The sequence below is a fragment of the Burkholderia sp. IT-111MI5 genome (assembly GCF_949752865.1).
GTDB lineage: Bacteria > Pseudomonadota > Gammaproteobacteria > Burkholderiales > Burkholderiaceae > Burkholderia > Burkholderia pyrrocinia_C.
Genome location: NZ_CATKIF010000022.1, coordinates 543,859 through 565,135 on the forward strand (window position 1 = coordinate 543,859; position 21,277 = coordinate 565,135).

At 65.6% G+C, this 21,277-nt stretch carries 21 protein-coding genes; 17 read left to right on the forward strand and 4 right to left on the reverse strand.

Going from position 1 to position 21,277, the window contains the following annotated elements:
- Positions 1 to 51: 51 nt before the first annotated feature.
- Positions 52 to 891 carry an AraC family transcriptional regulator gene (locus ACM6JT_RS20875; protein ID WP_414857175.1) on the reverse strand — a complete coding sequence of 280 codons (840 nt, stop codon included), beginning with the start codon at positions 889 to 891 and terminating at the stop codon, positions 52 to 54.
- Positions 892 to 922: 31 nt separating this feature from the next.
- Here ACM6JT_RS20875 and ACM6JT_RS20880 point away from each other — a divergent pair, with 31 nt between their 5' ends.
- From ACM6JT_RS20880 to ACM6JT_RS20895, 4 genes are all read left to right on the forward strand, one after another.
- Positions 923 to 1,231 carry a hypothetical protein gene (locus ACM6JT_RS20880; protein ID WP_414857176.1) on the forward strand — a complete coding sequence of 103 codons (309 nt, stop codon included), beginning with the start codon at positions 923 to 925 and terminating at the stop codon, positions 1,229 to 1,231.
- A 303-nt stretch (positions 1,232 to 1,534) separates the two neighbouring features.
- Positions 1,535 to 2,554, forward strand: a complete 1,020-nt coding sequence (locus ACM6JT_RS20885; protein ID WP_414857177.1) for a filamentous hemagglutinin N-terminal domain-containing protein — start codon at positions 1,535 to 1,537, stop codon at positions 2,552 to 2,554.
- 111 nt (positions 2,555 to 2,665) lie between these two features.
- Positions 2,666 to 4,387 carry a filamentous hemagglutinin N-terminal domain-containing protein gene (locus ACM6JT_RS20890; protein ID WP_414857178.1) on the forward strand — a complete coding sequence of 574 codons (1,722 nt, stop codon included), beginning with the start codon at positions 2,666 to 2,668 and terminating at the stop codon, positions 4,385 to 4,387.
- A 347-nt stretch (positions 4,388 to 4,734) separates the two neighbouring features.
- Positions 4,735 to 6,459, forward strand: coding sequence for a ShlB/FhaC/HecB family hemolysin secretion/activation protein (locus tag ACM6JT_RS20895; protein ID WP_414857179.1), 1,725 nt, complete (start codon positions 4,735 to 4,737; stop codon positions 6,457 to 6,459).
- Positions 6,460 to 6,532: 73 nt separating this feature from the next.
- Here ACM6JT_RS20895 and ACM6JT_RS20900 read toward each other — a convergent pair whose 3' ends face one another.
- The 3 genes from ACM6JT_RS20900 to ACM6JT_RS20910 form a co-directional block, all read right to left on the reverse strand.
- Positions 6,533 to 7,273, reverse strand: coding sequence for a fucose-binding lectin II (locus ACM6JT_RS20900; RefSeq protein ID WP_034181117.1), 741 nt, complete (start codon positions 7,271 to 7,273; stop codon positions 6,533 to 6,535).
- A 199-nt stretch (positions 7,274 to 7,472) separates the two neighbouring features.
- Positions 7,473 to 8,306: a fucose-binding lectin II gene (locus tag ACM6JT_RS20905; protein WP_204493923.1), complete on the reverse strand. Its 834-nt coding sequence runs from the start codon at positions 8,304 to 8,306 to the stop codon at positions 7,473 to 7,475.
- A gap of 121 nt (positions 8,307 to 8,427) precedes the next feature.
- Entirely contained in the window at positions 8,428 to 8,817 is a 390-nt protein-coding gene (locus ACM6JT_RS20910; protein ID WP_034181081.1) for a fucose-binding lectin II, read from the reverse strand.
- A gap of 933 nt (positions 8,818 to 9,750) precedes the next feature.
- Here ACM6JT_RS20910 and leuA point away from each other — a divergent pair.
- The 13 genes from leuA (at position 9,751) to ACM6JT_RS20975 (ending at position 21,231) form a co-directional block, all read left to right on the forward strand.
- The gene (gene leuA / locus ACM6JT_RS20915; RefSeq protein WP_414857211.1) at positions 9,751 to 11,460 is read left to right on the forward strand and encodes a 2-isopropylmalate synthase; all 1,710 of its coding nucleotides are present in this window, start codon (positions 9,751 to 9,753) and stop codon (positions 11,458 to 11,460) included.
- Positions 11,461 to 11,597: 137 nt separating this feature from the next.
- Positions 11,598 to 12,005: a hypothetical protein gene (locus ACM6JT_RS20920; RefSeq protein ID WP_034181083.1), complete on the forward strand. Its 408-nt coding sequence runs from the start codon at positions 11,598 to 11,600 to the stop codon at positions 12,003 to 12,005.
- 205 nt (positions 12,006 to 12,210) lie between these two features.
- Positions 12,211 to 12,546: an ArsR/SmtB family transcription factor gene (locus ACM6JT_RS20925; protein ID WP_034181084.1), complete on the forward strand. Its 336-nt coding sequence runs from the start codon at positions 12,211 to 12,213 to the stop codon at positions 12,544 to 12,546.
- A gap of 22 nt (positions 12,547 to 12,568) precedes the next feature.
- Positions 12,569 to 13,063, forward strand: a complete 495-nt coding sequence (locus tag ACM6JT_RS20930) for an arsenate reductase ArsC (RefSeq protein WP_414857180.1) — start codon at positions 12,569 to 12,571, stop codon at positions 13,061 to 13,063.
- A 64-nt stretch (positions 13,064 to 13,127) separates the two neighbouring features.
- A complete protein-coding gene (arsB, locus tag ACM6JT_RS20935; RefSeq protein WP_034181086.1) occupies positions 13,128 to 14,198 on the forward strand; it encodes an ACR3 family arsenite efflux transporter in 1,071 nt (356 codons plus the stop codon).
- Between the two features lie 65 nt (positions 14,199 to 14,263).
- Positions 14,264 to 14,986 (forward strand): arsenical resistance protein ArsH, encoded by a 723-nt coding sequence (gene arsH, locus ACM6JT_RS20940; protein ID WP_414857181.1) that lies wholly within the window; start codon positions 14,264 to 14,266, stop codon positions 14,984 to 14,986.
- A gap of 20 nt (positions 14,987 to 15,006) precedes the next feature.
- Positions 15,007 to 15,528, forward strand: a complete 522-nt coding sequence (arsN2, locus tag ACM6JT_RS20945) for an arsenic resistance N-acetyltransferase ArsN2 (RefSeq protein WP_414857182.1) — start codon at positions 15,007 to 15,009, stop codon at positions 15,526 to 15,528.
- Between the two features lie 495 nt (positions 15,529 to 16,023).
- Positions 16,024 to 16,536, forward strand: coding sequence for a YkgB family protein (locus ACM6JT_RS20950; protein WP_414857183.1), 513 nt, complete (start codon positions 16,024 to 16,026; stop codon positions 16,534 to 16,536).
- A 49-nt stretch (positions 16,537 to 16,585) separates the two neighbouring features.
- Positions 16,586 to 17,089, forward strand: a complete 504-nt coding sequence (locus tag ACM6JT_RS20955) for a hypothetical protein (RefSeq protein WP_152603924.1) — start codon at positions 16,586 to 16,588, stop codon at positions 17,087 to 17,089.
- A 130-nt stretch (positions 17,090 to 17,219) separates the two neighbouring features.
- Positions 17,220 to 18,629 carry a circularly permuted type 2 ATP-grasp protein gene (locus ACM6JT_RS20960; protein WP_034181091.1) on the forward strand — a complete coding sequence of 470 codons (1,410 nt, stop codon included), beginning with the start codon at positions 17,220 to 17,222 and terminating at the stop codon, positions 18,627 to 18,629.
- Between the two features lie 41 nt (positions 18,630 to 18,670).
- Positions 18,671 to 19,618 (forward strand): alpha-E domain-containing protein, encoded by a 948-nt coding sequence (locus tag ACM6JT_RS20965; RefSeq protein WP_204493936.1) that lies wholly within the window; start codon positions 18,671 to 18,673, stop codon positions 19,616 to 19,618.
- 12 nt (positions 19,619 to 19,630) lie between these two features.
- The gene (locus tag ACM6JT_RS20970) at positions 19,631 to 20,431 is read left to right on the forward strand and encodes a transglutaminase family protein (protein ID WP_034181093.1); all 801 of its coding nucleotides are present in this window, start codon (positions 19,631 to 19,633) and stop codon (positions 20,429 to 20,431) included.
- The gene (locus tag ACM6JT_RS20975) at positions 20,428 to 21,231 is read left to right on the forward strand and encodes a peptidase (RefSeq protein WP_081938444.1); all 804 of its coding nucleotides are present in this window, start codon (positions 20,428 to 20,430) and stop codon (positions 21,229 to 21,231) included. The genes ACM6JT_RS20970 and ACM6JT_RS20975 overlap by 4 nt, the downstream gene beginning before the upstream one ends.
- Positions 21,232 to 21,277: the final 46 nt, after the last annotated feature.

Consider the following 21,277-nt stretch of genomic DNA (forward strand, 5'->3'; position numbering starts at 1 on the left):
TCGATCGGTCGCGGCGAACATCGTCGCGGCCGATCAGTGCAGACAGCCAACTCACGCGGATTTTTCTACAGGCAACCAGATTTCGAGCACGCCGGTGCCCGTCACCGGATCGTAGTCCTCGCTGTAGCGCTCGAACTCGGGCGCGTCCACGGCTTTGAACCCCGACGTCGGCAGCCAGCCGTTCCAGATGCTGTAGAAGGTCTGATGCAGCGTGGAGATATGCCCGCTGTGTTCGAAGACCGCATAACGTTGCGGTTCGAGTTCGACGCAACGAAATGGAGCAGGCAACCGGTCGCGACTCTCGACCTCCACGCCCGCGATGTATTCGAAGCTGCCATCCGCATCCGGGTTGCAGCACACGCCATACGTTACGCCGCCGACCTGGCCGGGGATGTGGCCGATATACGGGATGAAGGCTTGCCAGAGCGCCGGAATCCCTTCATTGGTTTCAAAGGTATACCGGCTGCTCATGCCCGCGATCAGCTGCCTTTCGGCGACTTCGAAGCGCGATGGCGTAACGGCGATGATTTTCAGCTCTTTCATGCGAAGCGGCTCCACAAGAGACAACCCGTCGAGAGTGCGCCGTGCCCGCACTTCCTCCGGCGTGACGCCGAAGAGATCGCGGAAGGCGCGTGTAAACGCCTCATGGGAGCCATATCCGGCATCGAGTGCCACGTGAAGGATGTCCGGCGCGCCTTGCGCCAATGCCCGCGCCGCACGCGTCAGCCGCCTCGACCGGACATAGCGCATCACCGGCCAGCCGGTATTCATCGAGAAGAGGCGCGAAAAACCGAAGCGCGTCATGTCGCAATCGGCGGAAATCCTGTCGAGTGTCAGGTTCCTGTCCAGTTCGGTTTCGATAAACCAGAGTGCTTTTCCAACCGGGTTCATGGTGTGCCAATGAGGGTGTCGGGCGGACTATATGGTATCGGTGGCGGGAGCATTTGATCGTTCTTGCGACACGCGGCTTGGCCTGGCGGGCGCGCCAAAGCAAATCGCCGCGCCGGGCGGCGAGCATCCGCGCACCGCGGCGTACTTCCCGAACGGCCGATCCAGAAGTTTTTTGTTTGCGCTGTCATTTTCCCGTTTGCGAACCGACCGACGCCATGTCGGCAGCGATGTTCGCTTCCGGCACCCATTCATCGAACGGGAGAAGTCACTTGAACAAGCTCATTACGATCACGGCGCGCTGTGCGGGCCGGACAAGTGCAGCTCGAATACCGGTCGATGAGCGATTTCGTTCCCGTTGCATCGGACCAGTCCGAGCGTGTGTTCAGCCATGGCGTGATTCGGATCACGCGGCCATCGACGCAGTATTTTCGTGGCGTGAATGGGGAGAACCGCGCGCTCCGCGCAGAATCATCCTGGTCTGATGGACGTGCCGAAAGTGCCTGCGTAGCATCCCGAGATTGCATCGGTCACTGCATCTCGTGCACCGGGATTTCGTACCCATTCGGCTTTTTCGGTCCGATGCAACGGAGAAAATCCGTGAACGAAATCCGGTCCGTTATCGACCAGTTCAGGAAGAAGGAAAATGAATTCAAAGCAGTCCTTGCAATCAGACAAGAAGCAGGCACGTCAATGCGTGCTGAAGCCGCTGGCGATGCTGGTGCCGCTCATTGCCGCCGGCCACGCATACGCGGTTCAAGGCGGAGCGATCGCGGCCGGTGCAGGCAGCATTACGCAAACCGGCCCGAACACGCAGATCGACCAGACGTCGTCCAAGATGATCGTCAACTGGAAGAATTTCGATATCGGCAGAACCGAAGCGGTCAACATCAAGCAGCCGGATGTCAATGCGGCGATCCTGAACCGCGTGCAGTCGGCAGACATGACGTCGATTCAGGGCGCGCTGAACGCGAACGGACGCGTGTTCGTCGTGAACCCGAACGGCATCGTGGTCGGCAAGGGCGCGACGATCAACGCGAACAGCGTGGTGCTGTCCGCAGCCGACGTGTCGGATAGCGATTTCATGTCGAATCGCGTACTGACGCTGCAGAACGCCAACGGCGCGACGGGCACCGTGCGGAACGACGGCACGATCGAGACGCAGAGCGGCGCACTGCTGGCGGGGGCGCGTGTCATCAACGGCCCGGACGGTATCTTGATGGCCCGGAACGGCAACATCGCGCTGGCGGCCGGCGGCAAGGTGATGCTCGAGCTCAATCCGGACGGCAGCATGGCTCAGGCCTACGTCAGCACGGGTGCGTCGGGGGCATCGGCGGCCAATGACGGACAGGTGGGGGCCGAGAGCGGCTGGGTGCGACTCGAAGGGCGAACGACCGATGCGCTGCGTACTGAGGTCGTACGCAATACCGGCTTCGTCGAAGCGCAATCGCTCGGCGGTCTGGGTGCGCCGGAGGGTGCAGGCACCGTGATGCTTCGCGCAAGCGGCGACACGCCCGCGAGCGCCGGCATTCGTGTCGGCGGCGACATCAGCACGCGCAACATCTCGATCGAAAGTTCCGGCGACCTGACGCTCGACGGAGCGAAATTGAGCACCAACCGGGGCGACCCGCGACGCGTACCCGACACGATCCTTAAAGCCAATTAGGTCACGGTATCGGAGAACGGCGCGACATCCGACGGTACGCTGCAGGTCGTGGGGACGGGCGAGCATGCGACATATCTCCAGCAGGGCGACCTGATCCTGACCAACGGCGCCATGAGCGCCTCGGGTTTCGATCGCCTGGCTCAGAACGGCGGGCTGCTGTACGCAGAGGGGCCCATCGATCTTTCCGCACGCGACATCGTACTCGGCGAAGTGACGACGCCCGGCGTCCTGAGGGTGAGTGCCGATCGCAATCTCGACGTGAACGGCGGGCTGACGGCGAACACGGCCAGCGTCAGGGCCGGGAACGACCTGACCGTCTCCGAAACCGGCGCGGTCAATGCAATCAGCACCGGGCTGCATGCCGGCAACGATCTGAACGTCGACGGACGGGTCAATGTGTCCTCCGGTGCGGGGTTGCTGTCCGGCAAGAACGTGAATATTGCCGGTGCGGTGACGACGGCAGACGGCCCCGTCGGGGCGCTGAGAATCGGGACGACGGAAGGAGGCGATGGCACGCTTCGTATCGATGGCCTGGTCGACGGGATGCGCGTCGAGCTTTACGGGGACCGGAGCGTGGAGCAATCCCCGAGCGGCATCCTGCGCGGCGCCAGATCGTTGAGCGTCGCGACCGACGGGCGCGTCGCGCTCAACGGCACGGTGCACGCGCCGTCCGGGTATTCCGTCACGGAGCACGACACCTTCAACTATGCACCGGGCGACTACGCGCCGGGGCAGGCGCACGGCGCGACCGTCGCACCGGCCAAGCCGGGGCGTGGCGGCTCGATCGTTGCCGGTGCCGGCACCATCTCCCAGGACGGCAAGATCACCGACGTCGCGCAGTCGACCGATCGGTTGGTCGTCAACTGGAAGGATTTCGACATCGCGCGCGACGAGGCCATCAATTTCCGGCAACCGAATGCGAATGCAGCGGTGCTCAACCGCGTCGCGTCCGGCAAGGTCACGTCGATCGATGGCGCGCTGAACGCGAACGGCCGCGTCTTCGTGCTGAATCCGGACGGCATCGTGGTCGGCAAGGACGCGACGATCAATGCGAACGGCGTGACGCTCGCGGCTGCGGACACGTCGGACGACGACTTCATGCAGAAGCGCGCGCTGCGCTTCAACATCGATCAGGCCAAGCGCGGGATCGTCCAGAACGAAGGGTCGATCGCGACGAGGACCGGCGCGGCGCTGATCGGCCGCCAGGCGACGAATCTGGCGTCCGGGCGCATCACGAGCGGCAACGGCAACGTCGCGCTGGCGGCGGGGGGCGGCGCAACGATGTCGCTGAACGCGGACGGCAGCCTGAACCGGATCGACGTGACGGACGCGACCGACCGTGCGCTGGTGGCGAACGACGGCCGGATCACGGCCGACAACGGCTATGCCAGCCTGCACGCATACGCATCCGGCGCTGCCGATGCGGAAATTGCGCGCAACCGCGGTCAGATCGATGCGATCAACCGGTCGAACGCCGGCCGGTCGGCGAACGGCCTGAGCCGCGGCGACGTGCTGATCAGCGGCCGCAACGCGGACAACGGCGACCAGGGCGGCATCGTCAATATCCGCGGCCGGATCACCGGGCAGACCGTTCGTCTGGCCAGCACGGGCGATCTGAATGTGTCGAACGGCGCCACGCTGAACACGCGCAACGTCGGCCCGGACTACGGCGTGACGCTGGCCGGCCGGCGCGTGACGATCGCGTCGACCGGCGCGACGATCAACGGCGACGCAACCGTGCAGGGTGTCGGCGACGACGCCGTGTACGTGGCGGAAGGGCCGTTGAACACGTCCGGCAAACTGTCGATGAGCAATATCGGCACGTCGCGGTAAGTCGCGCCGCATGCCGCATGGAATCGCTTCCGTGCGGCATGGGCGAGCGCAAACGTGACGTAGGCGCTCGTCGTTTCGCGCTCGGGACAGGCGTGGGTGCGCTTGCGCCGTCCCGATCCAATCGATCGGCCGTCGCGGCTCGAGCCGCGAATGCATCATCCGACGGATGCGCGGCAGCGCGCCGCGCCTCCTCCGTCGTATCCGCCGCAGCGCAGGCATGCGGCGTCGAATCCCGAATCTCTTGAAGAGCCGCATGACCGGACGCCGCAACACGGCGTCCGCGCCTGACTTGCGGTTGCTCGTTGGCGGAACTCATCATGAAATCGAGGTTAACGGTTGGCCGTCGCATGAATGGGGCGACGGCACGCATCTCTGCGTCCGCATTGCTGCTGTTTGCTGCCGCCCGCGCGGACGCGCAGACGACGCAGGTGCCCGGGAACGCGGGCCAGCTGCTGCAGCAGAACCAGTCGTTGTTGTCCCCCGACGCCGATACCGCGCGCCAGCAACGCGGTGCGGACGCTACGGTCGTCGACGAGCGCGCGAGCGCGGCGGGAGGCGGGACGGCGACGCTGCACGTCGAACGTTTCGAGTTGAACGAATCACTGGGCGAGCCGCTCGACGGCGAGATCGCGCGGTTGTTCGCGGGCGCGGCCGGCCGCGATCTGACGTTCGAGCAGATCACCGCGGTGCGGATGCAGCTCAACGCGCTGCTGCGCCGGCAGCTCGGTTTGCTGGTATTCGCCGTCCTGCCGGAACAGGATGCGAGCAACGGCGTCGTGCGCTTCAGGATCGTGCGCGGGCATGTCGAAAGCATCGAACTGAACAATCGTTCGCGTGTGTCGGATGCGACGCTCGAGCGAGTCGTGCCGGGCGCGGGAAAGGGCGGGGCGGCGCTGCTGTCGATCACGCGCCCGGATTTGAGCGACCTGCAGCATGCCGCGCAGATCGCGCGCACGCTGCCCGGCGTCGCATCCGTGACGCCGATGCTCACGCAAGGCGAGACGGAGGGCGGCACGCGCGTGGTGCTCGACGTCGCGCCCGAGCCGGCCTTCGAAGCGACGGCGGTTGCCGACAACGGCGGATCGCCGAGTACCGGACGCTACCGGATCGGCGCGCAACTGGCGGCGAACAGTCCGTTGGGCATCGGCGATCGCGCGCGCGTGCTTGCCTACAACGCGCCATCCGCGATTCAGGATCGAGACGGCAGGCATGGCATGACGTGGATCGGTCTCGCGTCGTACGACGTTCCGCTGGGCGGCGCGGGAACGCGCGGCGGCGTTCAGTATTCTCGCGTCCAGTATGCGCTGGGCGGGCCCTTGCAGGATCTGGGCGACGGTTATGCGGACGTCATCGGCGCGTATGTCAGGCATCCGTTGATATTGACGCCCAAGGACGATCTGAGCGTCGGCGTCGCCTATAACCGGAAACTGCTGAAGGACTCGTTTTTCTCTTACGCGTTTCGTCGCCGCTCGAACGTGGCGAGCGTCACGCTGAACGGCTCGCATTTCGGCGACTGGAAAGGGCGGCCGAACGGATTGCAGTATGCGCTTTCGGTCGATGCCGGCGATGTGAAGCAACTCGACGTCGGCTTGGGCGATCCGTCCACGCAGGGACGTTTCGTGAAGTGGGGCGGCTCCGCCGATTTCACGCAGACGCTGTGGCCGGGGGCGAATGTCCGCGCGCGGATGAGTGCGCAGTTCGCGAGCCGGCACCTTGATCCGTCGGAGCAGATGTCGCTTGGCGGGCCGAATGCGGTGCGCGCCTATGGATACGATGCGCCGAGCGTCGACCAGGGCGCGATTGCGTCGGTCGATCTGACGCAGCAGATCGCGGCCGTGCCCGGCCTTTCGGCTCGCGTGTTCGCGGATGCCGGCCGCGGTCAGATCAACAAGTCGCGCGCGCTCGCCGGCGCGGACAACACGTGGAACGCGCGCGGCTATGGCGTGGGTGTTTCCTATCAGTACAAGGCCCGTGCACGGGTTGACGTATCGCATGCGTTCCGGGTGGGCGCGCCGGCCGGCCAGCGGCCGGACAACGGGCAGACGTGGGTCACGGCGACACTCAATTTCTGAGTGTCGTGAACCCGGATCGCCAGGCCATGAGGCCTGGCGATGCCGAAGCGTGACCGTCAGCGTCGCGCGATGCTCAGCCGAGCGGCCAGTTCAGGATCGCAATCCCGTCGTTGTAGTCGCCGTCCGTACCGTCCTCCGATCCGACCAGCCCGAAGTAGGTCTTCTTGAAGATGTCGACCTGCCGCGAGCCGATCTTCGACGGCTTGCCGTTCGCCGTCACAACCACGCGCACCTTCCCCTTGCCCGAATTCAGCACTTGCGTGTTCAGGTTCGCGTCCTGCGTGCCGGCGCCCTGGAACGTCGCGGCCGGTTTCGGGTTGTCGTCGACGAATACCTCGATCGTCTGCTGTGCGGCAGAGTTGACGAGCGCCGTCACGCCGAACGCGATGTTCGGCGGCAGGTTGAAGATGCCGTCGCGTTCGCCGCCGGCATTCGTCGCGGGGTCGGGCTGCGCGGGTTGCGGTTGCGCCGTCGCTTTCGCGAAGTACGTGACCACCGCACCGATGCCGAACTTCGCGGCAGCGCCCGGCAGCACGCCGGGTGCGCCGGCCCACGTCACCGTGCAGGCGTCGATCTTCCCGGTCGTGTCGGTCTTGACCTTGTTCATCCAGCTGCTGATGTCGAAGCTGTACGGCACGGTGGAGAGGTGGACGAACACATCGAATTGCGGCAGCTTCTCGACGAGCTGCGCGGTCATGAACTGACGCATCCGGTCGAGCACGGCCTGGTCGCCGCCGGCCTGCACGGCGAGCGCGTCGTTGCCGGCGAGTTGCAGCAGTGCGTACAGATCGTCATGGGTAAAGGGTTGTGGCATGTCGTCCTCGTCGTAATGGAAGGTCTCGCGTCGCGCGGCCGACGAATCGGTTTCGCCGTGTCGCGCGCGGAGCAAAGCGTGGGCAGTCGCGGCTGCCCGAATGAATCGCAACGCGTGGTTGGCCCTGTCGTCATTGCGATACCGAAAGCGGCGCGCAATCCATGCCGCGCCGTGCGTCCCTGTTATTGACGTCCGTCGATCAGCCCAGCGGCCAGTTCAGGAACACGATGCCGTCGTTGTAGTCGTCGTCCGCGCCGTCCTCCGACCCGACGATCCCGAAGAACGACTTCTTGAAGATGTCGACCTGCCGCGAGCCGAGCCGCGACGGCTTGCCGTTCACCGTCACGATCACGCGCACGCGGCCCTTGCCGGAGTCGAGCACCTTCGTGCCGAGGTTCTGGTCCTGCACGCCCGCGCCCTTGAACGTGGCGGCCGGTTTCGGGTTGTCGTCGATGTAGATGTCGATCGTCTGGTCGTTCGACGCGTTGGTGAGCGCGGTCACGCCGAACTTGATGTTGGCCGGGAGATTGAACGTGCCGTCGCGTTCGCCGCCGCCGCCGATGTTGCCGGCGCCGCCGGTTCCGCTGCCGGTTTCGGCGCCCTGATTCCCGCCGGATTGCGACGACGATTGCGCGACGGCGTTACCGATCGCGGAAATGCTCGCGTACGAGTCGATATGCATCGCGCTGCCGCGCACGCTTTTCCACTGGCCTTTCACGAACGTGACGCCGCTGCCGACGTCGATCGTCGCGACGAGCGTGAACGGCATGCGCCCGGTGCTTTCCGGCACCTTCGACGAATAGGTGAAGCAGCCGTCCGCGACGACGCCCTTGTCGGTCGCGATCGCGAAATAGATGCCGGGGAAGTTGTTGCCGGTCGCGTACGGCGTCGGCACGTTGAGCGTGACGAGCAGCTTGCCGTCGCGAATGTTTGCCTGCTCTTTCGCAAGGTCGAGATGCAGGCCCGGAATGTCGACGTAAGTCTCGGACGTGACGACGGGCGCGCTGTTGATCGATGCCGAAATGATGGGCATGGCGGTCTCCTGAAGGCGAAACGGGTTTGAATTGAATGGCTTCGCGTTTTCGATGTGGAACCGCCGGGCTGCCTTGCAGGCGGCAGCCCGGCGGTCATCGGTCAATCGGCGGGCGGGCCGATCAGCCGATCGGCCACTGCAGCACGACGATGCCGTCGTTGTAGTCGCTGTCGTGGCCGTCTTCCGACACGACGATCCCGAAGTTGACCGTGAACGGCGAGCCGTCCGACTTCTTGCCGTTGATCGGCGCGAGGCGCGCGTCGGTGGCCGACGGCTTGCCGTTTACCGACACCTCGAAGCGGATCTTGCCGTTGCCGGAATTCAGCGTGGTTTCGCGCGGGCCGTCGCGCGTGGTCAGCTTGTGATAAGCGGCGGGTTCCTTGCTGTCGCCGATAAACAGCTTGATGTGCTGTTGTTCGGCGGCATTCGCGAAGAAAATCGCGCGGAAATCGGTATTCGGCGGAATCGAAAATTCGCCGGCGCGATTGGATGACGTTTGAGAATCGGCCATGCTTTCCTCCTGAAGATCAGTAGTAAGGCGTCTCCCCGCGTCTCGCAAACGTTTGCCGTTTGAAACGCGGTTCGACAAGCATGTCGAAAAATAAATAAAAAAATATTCAGATGAGAATGGTAATTGTTCAATAAATCGAAAATCAAGGTGAATCGATTTAATGAAACAGGTTTAATCGAGGATGTTTTTATATATTCCGGAAACTATGCCGGCGCGCGTGTCGTTTTTCTGAATAGTGCGCGGTACAGGCGGATCGGCAACGGGGCAATCGGGCTTCGGGGCGAGCGCTCGGTGTTCGCATCTGGCAGCGTTCGTTTCAACATCAGCATCTCTGTCGTGGCCGCGCCCACCGGCCACCACCAAACGCCCACGCCGAAGCCCGATCGCAAAGGGAGGGTGTGCGGCGACCGGCGAAGAGGATGGACCGACTCACTCCGAACATGAATAGGACCTCACCGGCGCCGCACCCATGAAGCATATCGACGGGCGCGGCCGCCGCCTATCGGACGGGACTGATTTTGCAGACGGCGCGGCCATGCGAGGCACGCGCTTCCCGTTGACAGCCCCGTCCACCCTGTGATTTGATTCCGGCCATGCAAGCCGCCCAGCCCCTCTTCTCGCTACGACTACTAGCCCGTTGTTCCGGGCTGGGTCTGCGGCTGCGCGCTTTCCATCTGCTTCTTTCCTGAAGCGCCAGATTTCCCCCGTATCACCGACCTGGCCCCGGTTGTCGACCGGCGCCTGAGCTCGTCTTTTTTCCGTATCGCTCCGCTCCGTCCCGGTCGCTCAACCGTCAAGGCTGTCGTTCGCCGTACCGCTTTGCCGTTGTGCCGCTTTTTACCGCTTTGATCGCTGCGTGCGCAGCCGGCCGCCACTGCTGAAGGCCGCCGCGCCGCGGTTTCCCGACAAACCGACCGAGGACCGAACATCATGATGCTGAAGAACCCCGCAACGAAGTACCGGCCGTTCACGCCCGTCAACTTGCCGAACCGAACATGGCCGTCGCGCACCATCACGCACGCGCCGATCTGGATGAGCACCGACCTGCGCGACGGCAACCAGGCGCTGTTCGAGCCGATGGACGCGGCGCGCAAGATGCGGATGTTCAAGACGCTCGTCGCGATCGGTTTCAAGGAGATCGAGGTGGCGTTCCCGTCGGCGTCCGAGACCGACTTCAACTTCGTGCGCGAGCTGATCGAAGGCGGCCACATTCCCGACGACGTGACGATCGAGGTGCTGACGCAGGCGCGCGACGACCTGATCGAGCGCACCTTCGAATCGCTGCGCGGCGCGAAGCGCGCGATCGTGCATCTGTACAACGCAACCGCGCCGGAATTCCGCAAGATCGTGTTCGGCCTCGACCGCGACGGCGTGACGCAGCTCGCGGTGAACGCGGCGCGCACGATCAAGCGCTGCGCCGATGCCGCGACCGACACGCAGTTCACGCTGCAGTACAGCCCGGAAACGTTTACGGCGACCGAGCTCGATTTCGCGAAGGAAGTCTGCGACGCGGTATTCGACGTGTGGCAGCCGACGCCCGAGCACAAGGCGATCGTGAACCTGCCGGCGACTGTCGAGGTCGGCACGCCGAACTTCTATGCGGACCAGATCGAATGGATGCACCGCAACCTCGCGCGTCGCGATGCGCTGATCCTGTCCGTGCATCCGCACAACGATCGCGGCACCGCGGTCGCGGCGGCCGAGCTCGCGGTGATGGCCGGCGCCGACCGCATCGAGGGCTGCCTGTTCGGCAACGGCGAACGCACGGGCAACGTCGATCTCGTGACGCTCGCGCTGAACCTGTACACGCAGGGCGTCGATCCGGGCCTCGATTTCTCGCAGATCAACGAAGTCGCGCGCACGTCCGAGGAATGCACGCAGTTGCCGATCCATCCGCGTCATCCGTACGTTGGCGACCTCGTGTTCACCGCGTTCTCCGGCTCGCACCAGGATGCGATCAAGAAGGGCTTCGCGGTGCAGCGCGCCGACGCCGTGTGGGAAATGCCGTATCTGCCGATCGATCCGAGCGACCTCGGCCGCACGTACGATTCGATCATTCGCGTGAACAGCCAGTCGGGCAAGGGCGGCATCGCGTACCTGCTCGAACAGGGTTATGGCGTCGCGCTGCCGCGCCGCCTGCAGGTCGACTTCAGCGCGGCCGTGCAGCGCCTGACCGACGACAGCGGGCACGAGGTGACGAGCGCGCAGATCTGGTCGCTGTTCCAGCAGGAATACGTGGAGGGCGACGCGCCGCTGCGCTATGTCGGCCATGAACTTAGCGAACGCGACGGCCGCGAGACGATCGTGCTCACCGCCGACGTGCACGGCGAGCGCCGCGTGCTGCGCGGCGAAGGCAACGGCCCGCTCGACGCGCTGATGCATGCGCTGCGCACGCCGCTGCGAATCCAGCACTACGAGGAACGCGCGTTGTCGCAGGGCGCCGACGCAAAGGCGATCGCGATCGCGGAACTGGCCGGCTCGGGCGTGCGCGGCAGCGCGTTCGGCGTGGGCATCGACGCGAACCTGACGACCGCGTCGATTCGCGCGGTGATCAGCGGCGTCAACCGCGCGTATGCGCGGGCTGACGAAGCGGCGCAGGCGACGTTCTTTGGCGCGCAGGCGGCGGTGAAGGCCGTCGCGTAAGCGGGCGGTGGCGGCCGCGCCGGCGAGGCGGCGCGGCCTGACAAACCTGACAGGAGATGACTCCACGCAACGGGCGTATCGTGCTAGCGGCGCGCGCGGGGCCATTTTCCCGCGCCCATCACCATGAGGAATGCGTCATGTCGAAGCTCGATGCCCTGCGGGGCGACATCAAGGGGCAGGCCCAGGCAGCGGATCGCCACAACCTGGTTCGGCCGGATGCGAACGGTGCGCTATGGGCGCGCGGCCTGACGACGAAGCGGGTCGCCGACCTGTTCCGGACGCTGCCGGGTTTGCCGGGTCACTGGATGCAGTTGCAGAACGAGGTCAACGCCGGGAATCGCTACTTCTACGGCGGCATCCAGAACGGCAGCGTGACGACCGAGGAAGGGAAGGCGCTGATCCGCTGGATCGCCAAGTCGGTCGTGAGCGCGGCCGAGAAGGCGTCGTTCGACTTCCCGCTGCAGCAACTGCGCTTCACGGCCGATATGGGCTGGCTCAAGCTGCAGCGCGTGTCGGGGCGCGTGATGGTGTTCTCGCAACCGTGAGCCGTGCGTCGACCCCGATGCTGACGGCCCGGGGAACGTATCGGGACGTGCATCGGGAAGCGCGCGGCGCGTAGTCGAAGGCCGGGCTGTCGTCGGGCGAAGGGTTCGCCCGCTGGCGCAGTCGTTTTGTTTGTCCCCGTTCGTTGGCCACCGCTTCATCTCGAGGTGGCTTCTCGGAATTTGATATTTCGATTATTATCGAATAATGGAAACGAACCAGACCATCGCCGCGCTGTCGGCACTCGCGCATGAATCCCGGCTCGCCGTCTTCCGCACGCTCGTGCAGGCGGGGCCGCAGGGCCTGCCGGCCGGGCAGATCGCCACGCTGCTGAATGTACCGCCTTCATCGCTGTCCTTTCATCTGAAGGAGCTGGCCCATGCGCAGCTCGTCACGAGTCAGCAGGACGGCCGCTTCGTCATCTATAGCGCGAACTTCGCGACGATGAACGGGCTGCTGGCCTATCTCACGGAGAACTGCTGCGGCGGCAATCCGTGCTCGCCGGTGTCCGCGTGTTCGACGTCCGGCCCGCAACCTTGCTGAAGCGCCTTCGCCTACCTCGCCCATGACCACGAACGTCCTGATCCTCTGTACCCACAACTCCGCGCGCAGCGTGCTCGCGGAAGGCATGCTCAATCATTGGGCCGCGAAGCTCGGCAAGGACGTGCGCGCGTACAGCGCCGGCAGTGCGCCGAGCGGCCGGCTCAATCCGTTCGCGCTGGAAGCGCTGACGAACGCCGGTGTCGATGTCGGCGACTACCGCAGCAAGAGCTGGGACGAATTCACGGGCGACGGCGCGCCTGAAATGCGCGTCGTCATCACGGTGTGCGACAGCGCGGCCGCGGAGACGTGCCCGTACTGGCCCGGCAGCCCGGTCAAAGTGCACTGGGGTTATGCCGATCCGTCGAACGCGGTGGGCGGCGACGAAGGCAAGCGGCTCGCGTTCGAACTCACGCGCCAGGCGATCGGCTACCGGATGCTGCAGTTGCTGGCGCTGCTGCTCGATCGCATGAGCAACGCCGAACTCCAGGCGGCCTTGACCGAGATTTCCCGGAGCTGACCGTTCGCACGGCGGCTGGCCGAATTCACCGGCCGCCAGCGACTTCGAGACCGATACCCGTCCAATGAACACGTCCAACGTCGCTCCGCCGGAGCAGGCTGTCGCCAAGCCTTCCATCAACTTCTTCGAACGCTATCTGACCGTCTGGGTCGCGCTGTGCATCGTCGCCGGCATCGCGCTCGGCCAGGCGCTGCCCGGCCTGTTCCAGCAGATCGGCCGGATGGAATACGCGCAGGTCAACCTGCCGGTCGGGCTGCTCATCTGGGTGATGATCATTCCGATGCTCGTCAAGGTCGACTTCGGCGCGCTGCATGAAGTGCGTCAGCACGTGAAAGGCATCGGCGTCACGCTCGTCGTGAACTGGCTCGTCAAGCCGTTCTCGATGGCGTTCCTCGGCTGGCTGTTCATCCGGCATCTGTTCGCACCGATGCTGCCGGCCGATCAACTCGACAGCTACATCGCCGGCTTGATCCTGCTCGCCGCCGCGCCGTGCACGGCGATGGTGTTCGTATGGAGCCGGCTGACGGGCGGCGATCCGCTGTTCACGCTGTCGCAGGTCGCGCTGAACGACAGCATCATGGTGATCGCGTTCGCGCCGCTGGTCGGCCTGCTGCTGGGGATGTCGGCGATATCCGTGCCGTGGGCGACGCTGCTCACGTCGGTCGTGCTCTACATCGTGATCCCGGTGATCCTCGCGCAGCTCTGGCGCAAGCGGCTGCTCGCGAACGGGCAGGCGGCGTTCGATGCCGCGATGGCCAGGATCGGTCCGTGGTCGATCGCCGCCTTGCTGGCCACGCTCGTGCTGCTGTTCGCGTTCCAGGGCGAAGCGATCCTGAAGCAGCCGCTGGTGATCGCGCTGCTCGCGGTGCCGATCCTGATCCAGGTGTTTTTCAATTCGGCGCTCGCTTACTGGCTCAATCGCGCCGTGGGCGAGAAGCACAACATCGCGTGTCCGTCGGCGCTGATCGGCGCGTCCAATTTCTTCGAGCTGGCGGTCGCGGCTGCGATCAGTTTGTTCGGTTTTCATTCCGGCGCGGCGCTGGCCACCGTCGTCGGCGTGCTGATCGAAGTGCCCGTCATGCTGCTGGTGGTGCGCATCGTCAACCGGTCGAAGGGCTGGTACGAACGTGCTTGAGCAAACGGGAGAATCCATCTGCATGAACTACGTCACGATTCAATGCGATCACGCGGAGGGTGCGCATGTCTGACCGTCTGAATGACCTGCCGCAACTCGACGTCGAATCGTTCCGCGTGCCGGATGCCGGCCAGTTGCAGCCGGCGGTGCCGTCGACGCATCCGCCCCGGTTCCTGCTTCTGTACGGCTCGCTGCGCGAGCGTTCGTTCAGCCGGCTGCTGATCGATGAAGCCGCGCGCCTGCTCACCGCAATGGGCGCCGAAGTGCGCGTGTTCAATCCGAGCGGCCTGCCGCTGCCGGACGATGCGCCCGAGAGTCATCCGAAGGTCGTCGAGCTGCGCGAACTGGTGCAGTGGTCGGAAGGCATGGTGTGGTGCTCGCCGGAGCGGCACGGCGCGATGACCGGCATCATGAAAGCGCAGATCGACTGGATTCCGCTGTCGATGGGCGCCGTGCGGCCGACCCAGGGCAAGACGCTCGCCGTCATGCAGGTCAGCGGCGGCTCGCAATCGTTCAATGCGGTGAACCAGATGCGCGTGCTCGGACGCTGGATGCGCATGCTGACCATCCCGAACCAGTCGTCGGTGGCGAAGGCGTTCGCGGAATTCGACGAAGCAGGGCGGATGAAGCCTTCGGCTTATTTCGATCGCGTGGTGGATGTGCTGGAAGAACTGGTCAAGTTCACGCTGCTGACGCGGGATATCGGGCCTTATCTGGTGGATCGGTATAGCGAGCGGAAGGAAAGCGCGGAGGAACTGTCGAAGCGCGTCAATCAGCGCAGTATCTGACGTGCCTCGGTGCGGCGCCCATGACGATCCACAGCGGACGGTCGGCCACGTGCACCTCGGCGCTCGCGAATCACTACCGCCTGAAAAGACTCTACCTTTCGAGGATCGGCATCATGCAACTACGCACTGCGGCGACATCCGATCTGGTCTCGATAGAGGCCCTGCTTCGTGCCTCCGACTTACCTGTTGCCGGTGTGGCGGAGCACTTGTCTAATTTCATTGCGGCCGTCGATGACCGGAGCGTCATTGCGTGCGGCGGCATCGAATACCACGGCAACTTCGCGTTGATCCGTTCGATTGCCGTCGCTGCGCAAGCGCGCGGCGGCGGGCTGGGAAAGACGATCGTTTCGCGCTTGCTGGCGGAATGCCGCAGTCGCGCGGTCGAAGCGGTAGCGTTGCGCACGACCACGGCGGAGCGCTATTTTGCTCGGCAGGGTTTTGTGCGCGTTACGCTCGGTGACGTGCCTGGACCGCTGCTATCGTCCGGTCAGTTCGCCGGTGTGTGCCCGGCATCTGCGGCCATCATGCTGAAGGTGATTTAGCCGAACGCGCGGCGTCGACGCCGAACCGTTCGCCATCGAAGACGATCCGCACCTTACTTTGCAACCGTGATGCCTGCCGAATGCGCGCGCTGCGCGGGCCGCACCACGGTTTCAACATGCCGGCCCAGCGACACCGGCACTTCCATCACCTGACCTGGCGAAACGTAATCGGACTGGTCCGATTGGGTCGGCTCCGCGATCGGGATACCCTTCGGGTACCGGATCTGAACGGCGTCCTGCCTGCCGTCACCCGTCTGCCATTCCCGTTCGCGAGACCGCGCGTTGCGCGGCCCATCGTGTTCCTCCGGCGCCAGCCGCGAGCCGTCGCGTGCTCACTCGCTGATTCACTACTTCAAGCAGCGTACGCGCACGGCCAATCGCATCAGCGATATCGCGCCGAATCAGACGGGTCCGATTCATTTGCGTCCCTCGCGTTCATAGAATGGAATCGATGATGCGCTTCACGCGCATTGCCATTCGACGGAGGCGTTCCGCATGACCGTTCTTGATTCCTTCTCACGCATTGCCGAGCGCACGCACGGCTCGCGCAGTTCGTTCGCACTGCTGCGTTGGTCGCTAGTCGTGATCTTCCTGTGGTTCGGCGGAATGAAGTTCACCGCGTACGAAGCAGGCGGCATCGCGCCATTCATCGCGAACAGCCCGCTGATGAGCTGGCTGCACGCGCTGTTCGGCGTGGAAGGCGCGAGCATCGCGATCGGCGCGGTCGAACTGACGACGGCCGCGATGCTGGTGGTCGGCTCGCGCGTGCCGCTGGCGTCGGTGCTGGGCGCCGCGATGTCATCGGCCACATACGCGATGACATTGACCTTCATGCTGACGACGCCCGGCGTTGGCGAGCCAACGGCCGGCGGGTTCCCGGCGATCTCGGCGCCGATCGGCCAGTTCCTGCTGAAGGACCTCGTGCTGCTCGCGGCATCGCTGTGCCTGCTGCTGGCGTCGCTGCCGCCGCGCGGCGGCGACGCAGCGCGGATGTCGCCCGTCGCATGACGACGGCGGCGCGTTCCGGCTCGGCCGAGGACGGAGCCATATGAACATCATGGGCGATCGACACATCATCGGGCGGTTGGCGAGCACGCTGGCACCGTGCTTCAAGGACGTGCTGCGCCGTCCGCGCCGCACGACGATTCTCGCGGCGACGGCAGGATGTCTGCTCGCGGCCGCATGCGTCGCGGCGCCGCGCGTGTACGAGATGCAGACGCCGGCCGCGATCGGGATGCAAGACGGCGCGAACCCAGTGCACACCGGTTCCGTCGTGCGCCCGGCGGCCGTACCCGTCGGCGCCGCACGGCACGGCGTTGGCGACCCGGCGCGCACCGCGCACGATTCGGCCGTGCATGCGGCCGCGCGCGCGAAAGCGCGCTATCCGCGCCGGCCCGATGCATCGTCCGATACCGCGAAGGCGCTCGGCATGACCGACGCGGAACTCGCGTCGTGGCTTACCGACATTCGCCAGCAGACGTCGGAGCCGACGTTTCATCCACGAGAACGCGGCGCGGCCGAACTTCACCCGATGCACCCCGCGCGCCCGACCGATTCCTGACCCTGCCGGGCGGCACGACTTCCGAAGACCGGCGCGGCCGCCGGTCGCGCCTGCCGCCCGTTCCCGATGCGCGTCGCGCCGTACGCCGGCGGCGGCGTATCCAACCAGAAACCAGCAAGCGGAGACAAGCATGCAGTTCTACGACGAGATGCATCGCGAAGGCGGCGCCGTCCGGCGCCACTACGAAGCATTCCAGCACTGGCTGAGCCAGCAGACCGACGACACGATGCGCCGCAAACGCGCGGAAGCGGACCTGATGTTTCGACGGGTCGGCATCACGTTCGCCGTCAACGGCGACGAATCGGGCGGCGAGCGGCTGATCCCGTTCGACCAGATTCCGCGCATCGTGCCGGCCGACGCATGGCGCACGCTCGAAGCCGGGCTGCGGCAGCGCGTGCAGGCGCTCAACCTGTTCCTGCACGACGTCTACCATCGCGGCGACATCGTGCGCGCGGGCATCGTGCCGGCCGCGCAGATCTATGCGAACGCGCAGTACCGGCCGGAGATGCAGAACGTCGACGTGCCGCGCGACATCCGTGCGCACATCGCGGGCGTGGACCTCGTGCGGGCCGGCGACGACGGCGCGTTCTACGTGCTGGAAGACAACCTGCGCGTGCCGTCGGGCGTGTCGTACATGCTCGAGAACCGCAAGATGATGATGCGGCTCTTTCCCGACCTGTTCGTGCGCAACCGCATCGCGCCCGTCGCGCACTACCCGGATCTGCTGCTCGACACGCTGCGCGCGAGCGCGCCGGACGGCGTCGACGATCCGGTGGTCGTCGTGATGACGCCCGGCATGTACAACTCCGCGTACTTCGAGCACACGTTCCTCGCGCAGCAGATGGGCGTCGAACTCGTCGAGGGCAAGGACCTGTTCGTCGACGGCCGGCACGTATACATGCGCACGACCCACGGGCCGAAGCGCGTCGACGTGATCTACCGCCGGCTCGACGACGATTTTCTCGATCCGCTCGCGTTCCGCAGCGATTCGGCGCTCGGCGTGCCGGGGCTGCTCGGTGCGTATCGCGCGGGGCGCGTGACGATCGCGAACGCGATCGGCACCGGCATCGCGGACGACAAGTCGATCTACCCGTTCGTCCCCGACATGATCCGGTTCTATCTCGACGAGCAGCCGATCCTGAACAACGTGCCGACGTACCAGTGCCGCAAGCCGGATGATCTCGCATACACGCTTGCGCACCTGCCCGATCTCGTCGTCAAGGAAGTACACGGCGCGGGCGGCTACGGGATGCTCGTCGGTCCGGCCGCGACGAAAGCGGAGATCGAGGCGTTCCGTGCGCGACTCGTCGCGCAGCCCGACAACTACATCGCGCAGCCGACGCTCGCGCTGTCCACCTGCCCGACCTTCGTCGAAGCCGGCATCGCGCCGCGCCACATCGACCTGCGCCCATTCGTGCTGTCGGGCCGCACCGTGAAGATGGTCGCGGGCGGGCTCACGCGCGTCGCGCTGAAGGAGGGCTCGCTGGTCGTGAATTCGTCGCAGGGCGGCGGCACGAAGGACACGTGGGTCGCGGGCTGAGCGGCACGCGCGGGCCCGAACCACAAGACAAAGGAGGCAGCATGCTGAGCCGCACCGCGGATCATATCTATTGGATGGCGCGCTATCTGGAGCGCGCGGAGAATACGGCGCGCATCGTCGACATCAACCTGAAATCGCTGCTGCTGCCGCAGGACGACGAACGGCAGCGCCGCACGCTGCGCGCGCTGCTGCGCTCGGTCGAACTCGAGCCGGCCTTCACGGCGAAGCATGGCGAACCGGCGCCCGAGACGGTCGTCGCGTTTCTCGTCGCGGATCGCGACAATCCGTCGAGCATCGTGTCCTGCCTGCGCAGCGCACGGGAGAACGCGCGCGCGGTGCGCGGCCTGCTGACGACGGAGTGGTGGGAGACGATCAACCATACGTGGATCGAGTGCGTCGAGCAGCTCGCGGCGGATGCGCTCGCGGCCGATCCGCACGAATTCCTCGAATGGGTGAAGTCGCGCGTGCACCTTGCGCGCGGTGTATCGATCGGCACCGCGATGCGCGACGACGCGTATTACTTCTCGCGGCTCGGCACGTTTCTCGAACGCGCGGACAACGTCGCGCGGATGCTCGACGTGCGCTTTCTCGACATCGAGCAGGCCACGGCCGATTCTCCGGACGAGATCGACGAGTTCTACTACTGGACGTCGATCCTCACGTCGGTGTCGGGGATGGAGATCTATCACAAGGTCTATCGCGACGTCGTGACGCCCGACCGCGTGGCCGAACTGCTGCTGCTGAACCCCGCGATGCCGCGCTCGCTGCGCGCGGCGATCGACGATTTCTGCATGACGCTCGACAAGCTGAAAAACGGCGCGTCGGCCGAGTGCGAACGCGAAGCCGGCCGATTGCGTGCGGAGCTGCATTACGCGGACATCCGCAAAATCCGCGCGCAGGGGCTGCACGCATTCCTGAACGAATCGCTCGAGCGCGTGTATGCGCTCGGCAACATGGTCTCGCGCGCTTTCATGATGTCCGCGAGCTGAATCGAGGTTCCCATGTACCTGACCATTCGACACGACACGATCTATCGCTATTCGGCGCCGCTCACCTATTCGATCCAGCAGATCCGGATGACGCCGCCGGCGCTGCCGTCGCAGTACGTCGCGGGCTGGCGGATCACCGCGCCCGGCGCGCTCGATGCGTCGACCGATGCGTACGGCAACGCGCTGCATGCGCTGGTCGTCACGCGGCCGCTGACCGAAATCGCGCTGCATGCGCACGGTGCAATCGACACGCAGCCGCTCGACGACGGCCGGCTCGGGCTCGACCCGGGGCCCGTGCCGGTCGCGCACTACACGTGTGCGACGCGGCTGACCGAGGCCGACGGCGCGATCCGCGAGCTTGCCGCCCCGCTCGAAGCGGGCGACGGCTCCGGCGCGTTCATTGCTTTGGCCGAGCGGATCGCCGATGCGGTTGCGTACCGGCAAGGAATCACGGCCGCGACGAGCACGGCGGCCGACGCACTCGCGCTGCGGCACGGCGTATGCCAGGATCACGCGCACCTGATGCTCGCATGCTGCCGCGCGCGCGGCGTGCCCGCGCGCTACGTGAGCGGTTATTTCGACGCGGGCGACGTGCCGCATGCGGCGAGCCATGCGTGGGTCGACGTATGGGTGCGCGAGATTGGCTGGGTGTCGGTCGACGTCACGCACGCGCGCTTCGCGGGCGAAGCGTATTGCCGCGTCGCGACCGGCCGCGACTACGAAGCGGCCGCGCCGGTGCGCGGCGTGCGGATCGGCGGCGGTGACGAGTCGCTCGACGTGCGGGTGGACGTGCAGGCGGGAGGCGCGTTATGACCTACTGTGTGGCGATGCGCGTCGACGAAGGGATCGTGTTCCTGTCTGACTCGCGCACCAATGCTGGCATCGATCACGTGAGCACGTTCCGGAAGATGGCGTTGTTCGAAGTGCCGGACGAGCAGGTCGTCGTGCTGCTGTCGGCCGGCAATCTCGCGATCACGCAGGCGGTCACGCAAAGCCTTGCGTCGCAGCCGAGGACCGATCCGCAGTCGATCTGGCGCGTGCGCTCGATGCACGACGCGGCGCGGCTCGTCGGCGACGCGGTGCGGGCGGTGCATGCGCGCGACGCACAGTCGCTGAGCCAGTTCGGCGTCGATTTCAACTGCAGCTTCATCGTCGGCGGGCAGGTGCGCGGCGAGGCGCCGCGGCTATTCCAGATCTATGCGGCCGGCAACTTCATCGAGGCGTCGACGTTGAGCCCGTACGTGCAGATCGGCGAGGCGAAGTATGGCAAGCCGATCATCGAACGGATGCTGTGCGAGGCGATGCCGCTCGCGGACGCGACGAAATGCGCGCTGATCTCGATGAATTCGACGATCCGTTCGAACGTGTCGGTCGGGCTGCCGGTCGATCTGCTCGTGTACGAACGCGATGCGCTGCGCGCGACGAAGTTCGCGACGTTCGACGAGCATGATCCGTACTACGGGATGCTGCATACGACGTGGGCGGCGCGGCAGCGTTCGGTGTTCGACGAGATTCCGAACCTGCCATGGCCCGACGTGCCGACGGTGCCGCCGCCGAGGGTCGCGCCGGAGCGCACGGCGTTGCGGGAGTGGGCGGAGGGGGCGCCCGAGTAGAGGCAGGCGGGCGGTTCGCGTCCGCCTTTGCCGACCGATGCGACGC

Coding starts and splice junctions, on each gene's coding strand:
- ACM6JT_RS20895 (WP_414857179.1), top strand. CDS start 4,735: ATGAATGGGGCGACGGCACGCATCTCTGCGTCCGCATTGCTGCTGTTT.
- ACM6JT_RS20950 (WP_414857183.1), top strand. CDS start 16,024: ATGACCGTTCTTGATTCCTTCTCACGCATTGCCGAGCGCACGCACGGC.
- ACM6JT_RS20905 (WP_204493923.1), bottom strand. CDS start 8,306: ATGCCCATCATTTCGGCATCGATCAACAGCGCGCCCGTCGTCACGTCC.
- arsB (WP_034181086.1), top strand. CDS start 13,128: ATGAACACGTCCAACGTCGCTCCGCCGGAGCAGGCTGTCGCCAAGCCT.
- ACM6JT_RS20975 (WP_081938444.1), top strand. CDS start 20,428: ATGACCTACTGTGTGGCGATGCGCGTCGACGAAGGGATCGTGTTCCTG.
- ACM6JT_RS20955 (WP_152603924.1), top strand. CDS start 16,586: ATGGGCGATCGACACATCATCGGGCGGTTGGCGAGCACGCTGGCACCG.
- arsH (WP_414857181.1), top strand. CDS start 14,264: ATGTCTGACCGTCTGAATGACCTGCCGCAACTCGACGTCGAATCGTTC.
- arsN2 (WP_414857182.1), top strand. CDS start 15,007: ATGACGATCCACAGCGGACGGTCGGCCACGTGCACCTCGGCGCTCGCG.
- ACM6JT_RS20880 (WP_414857176.1), top strand. CDS start 923: ATGGTATCGGTGGCGGGAGCATTTGATCGTTCTTGCGACACGCGGCTT.
- ACM6JT_RS20930 (WP_414857180.1), top strand. CDS start 12,569: ATGACCACGAACGTCCTGATCCTCTGTACCCACAACTCCGCGCGCAGC.
- ACM6JT_RS20910 (WP_034181081.1), bottom strand. CDS start 8,817: ATGGCCGATTCTCAAACGTCATCCAATCGCGCCGGCGAATTTTCGATT.
- ACM6JT_RS20885 (WP_414857177.1), top strand. CDS start 1,535: ATGAATTCAAAGCAGTCCTTGCAATCAGACAAGAAGCAGGCACGTCAA.
- ACM6JT_RS20900 (WP_034181117.1), bottom strand. CDS start 7,273: ATGCCACAACCCTTTACCCATGACGATCTGTACGCACTGCTGCAACTC.
- ACM6JT_RS20960 (WP_034181091.1), top strand. CDS start 17,220: ATGCAGTTCTACGACGAGATGCATCGCGAAGGCGGCGCCGTCCGGCGC.
- leuA (WP_414857211.1), top strand. CDS start 9,751: ATGCTGAAGAACCCCGCAACGAAGTACCGGCCGTTCACGCCCGTCAAC.
- ACM6JT_RS20965 (WP_204493936.1), top strand. CDS start 18,671: ATGCTGAGCCGCACCGCGGATCATATCTATTGGATGGCGCGCTATCTG.
- ACM6JT_RS20920 (WP_034181083.1), top strand. CDS start 11,598: ATGTCGAAGCTCGATGCCCTGCGGGGCGACATCAAGGGGCAGGCCCAG.
- ACM6JT_RS20925 (WP_034181084.1), top strand. CDS start 12,211: ATGGAAACGAACCAGACCATCGCCGCGCTGTCGGCACTCGCGCATGAA.
- ACM6JT_RS20875 (WP_414857175.1), bottom strand. CDS start 891: ATGAACCCGGTTGGAAAAGCACTCTGGTTTATCGAAACCGAACTGGAC.
- ACM6JT_RS20970 (WP_034181093.1), top strand. CDS start 19,631: ATGTACCTGACCATTCGACACGACACGATCTATCGCTATTCGGCGCCG.
- ACM6JT_RS20890 (WP_414857178.1), top strand. CDS start 2,666: ATGAGCGCCTCGGGTTTCGATCGCCTGGCTCAGAACGGCGGGCTGCTG.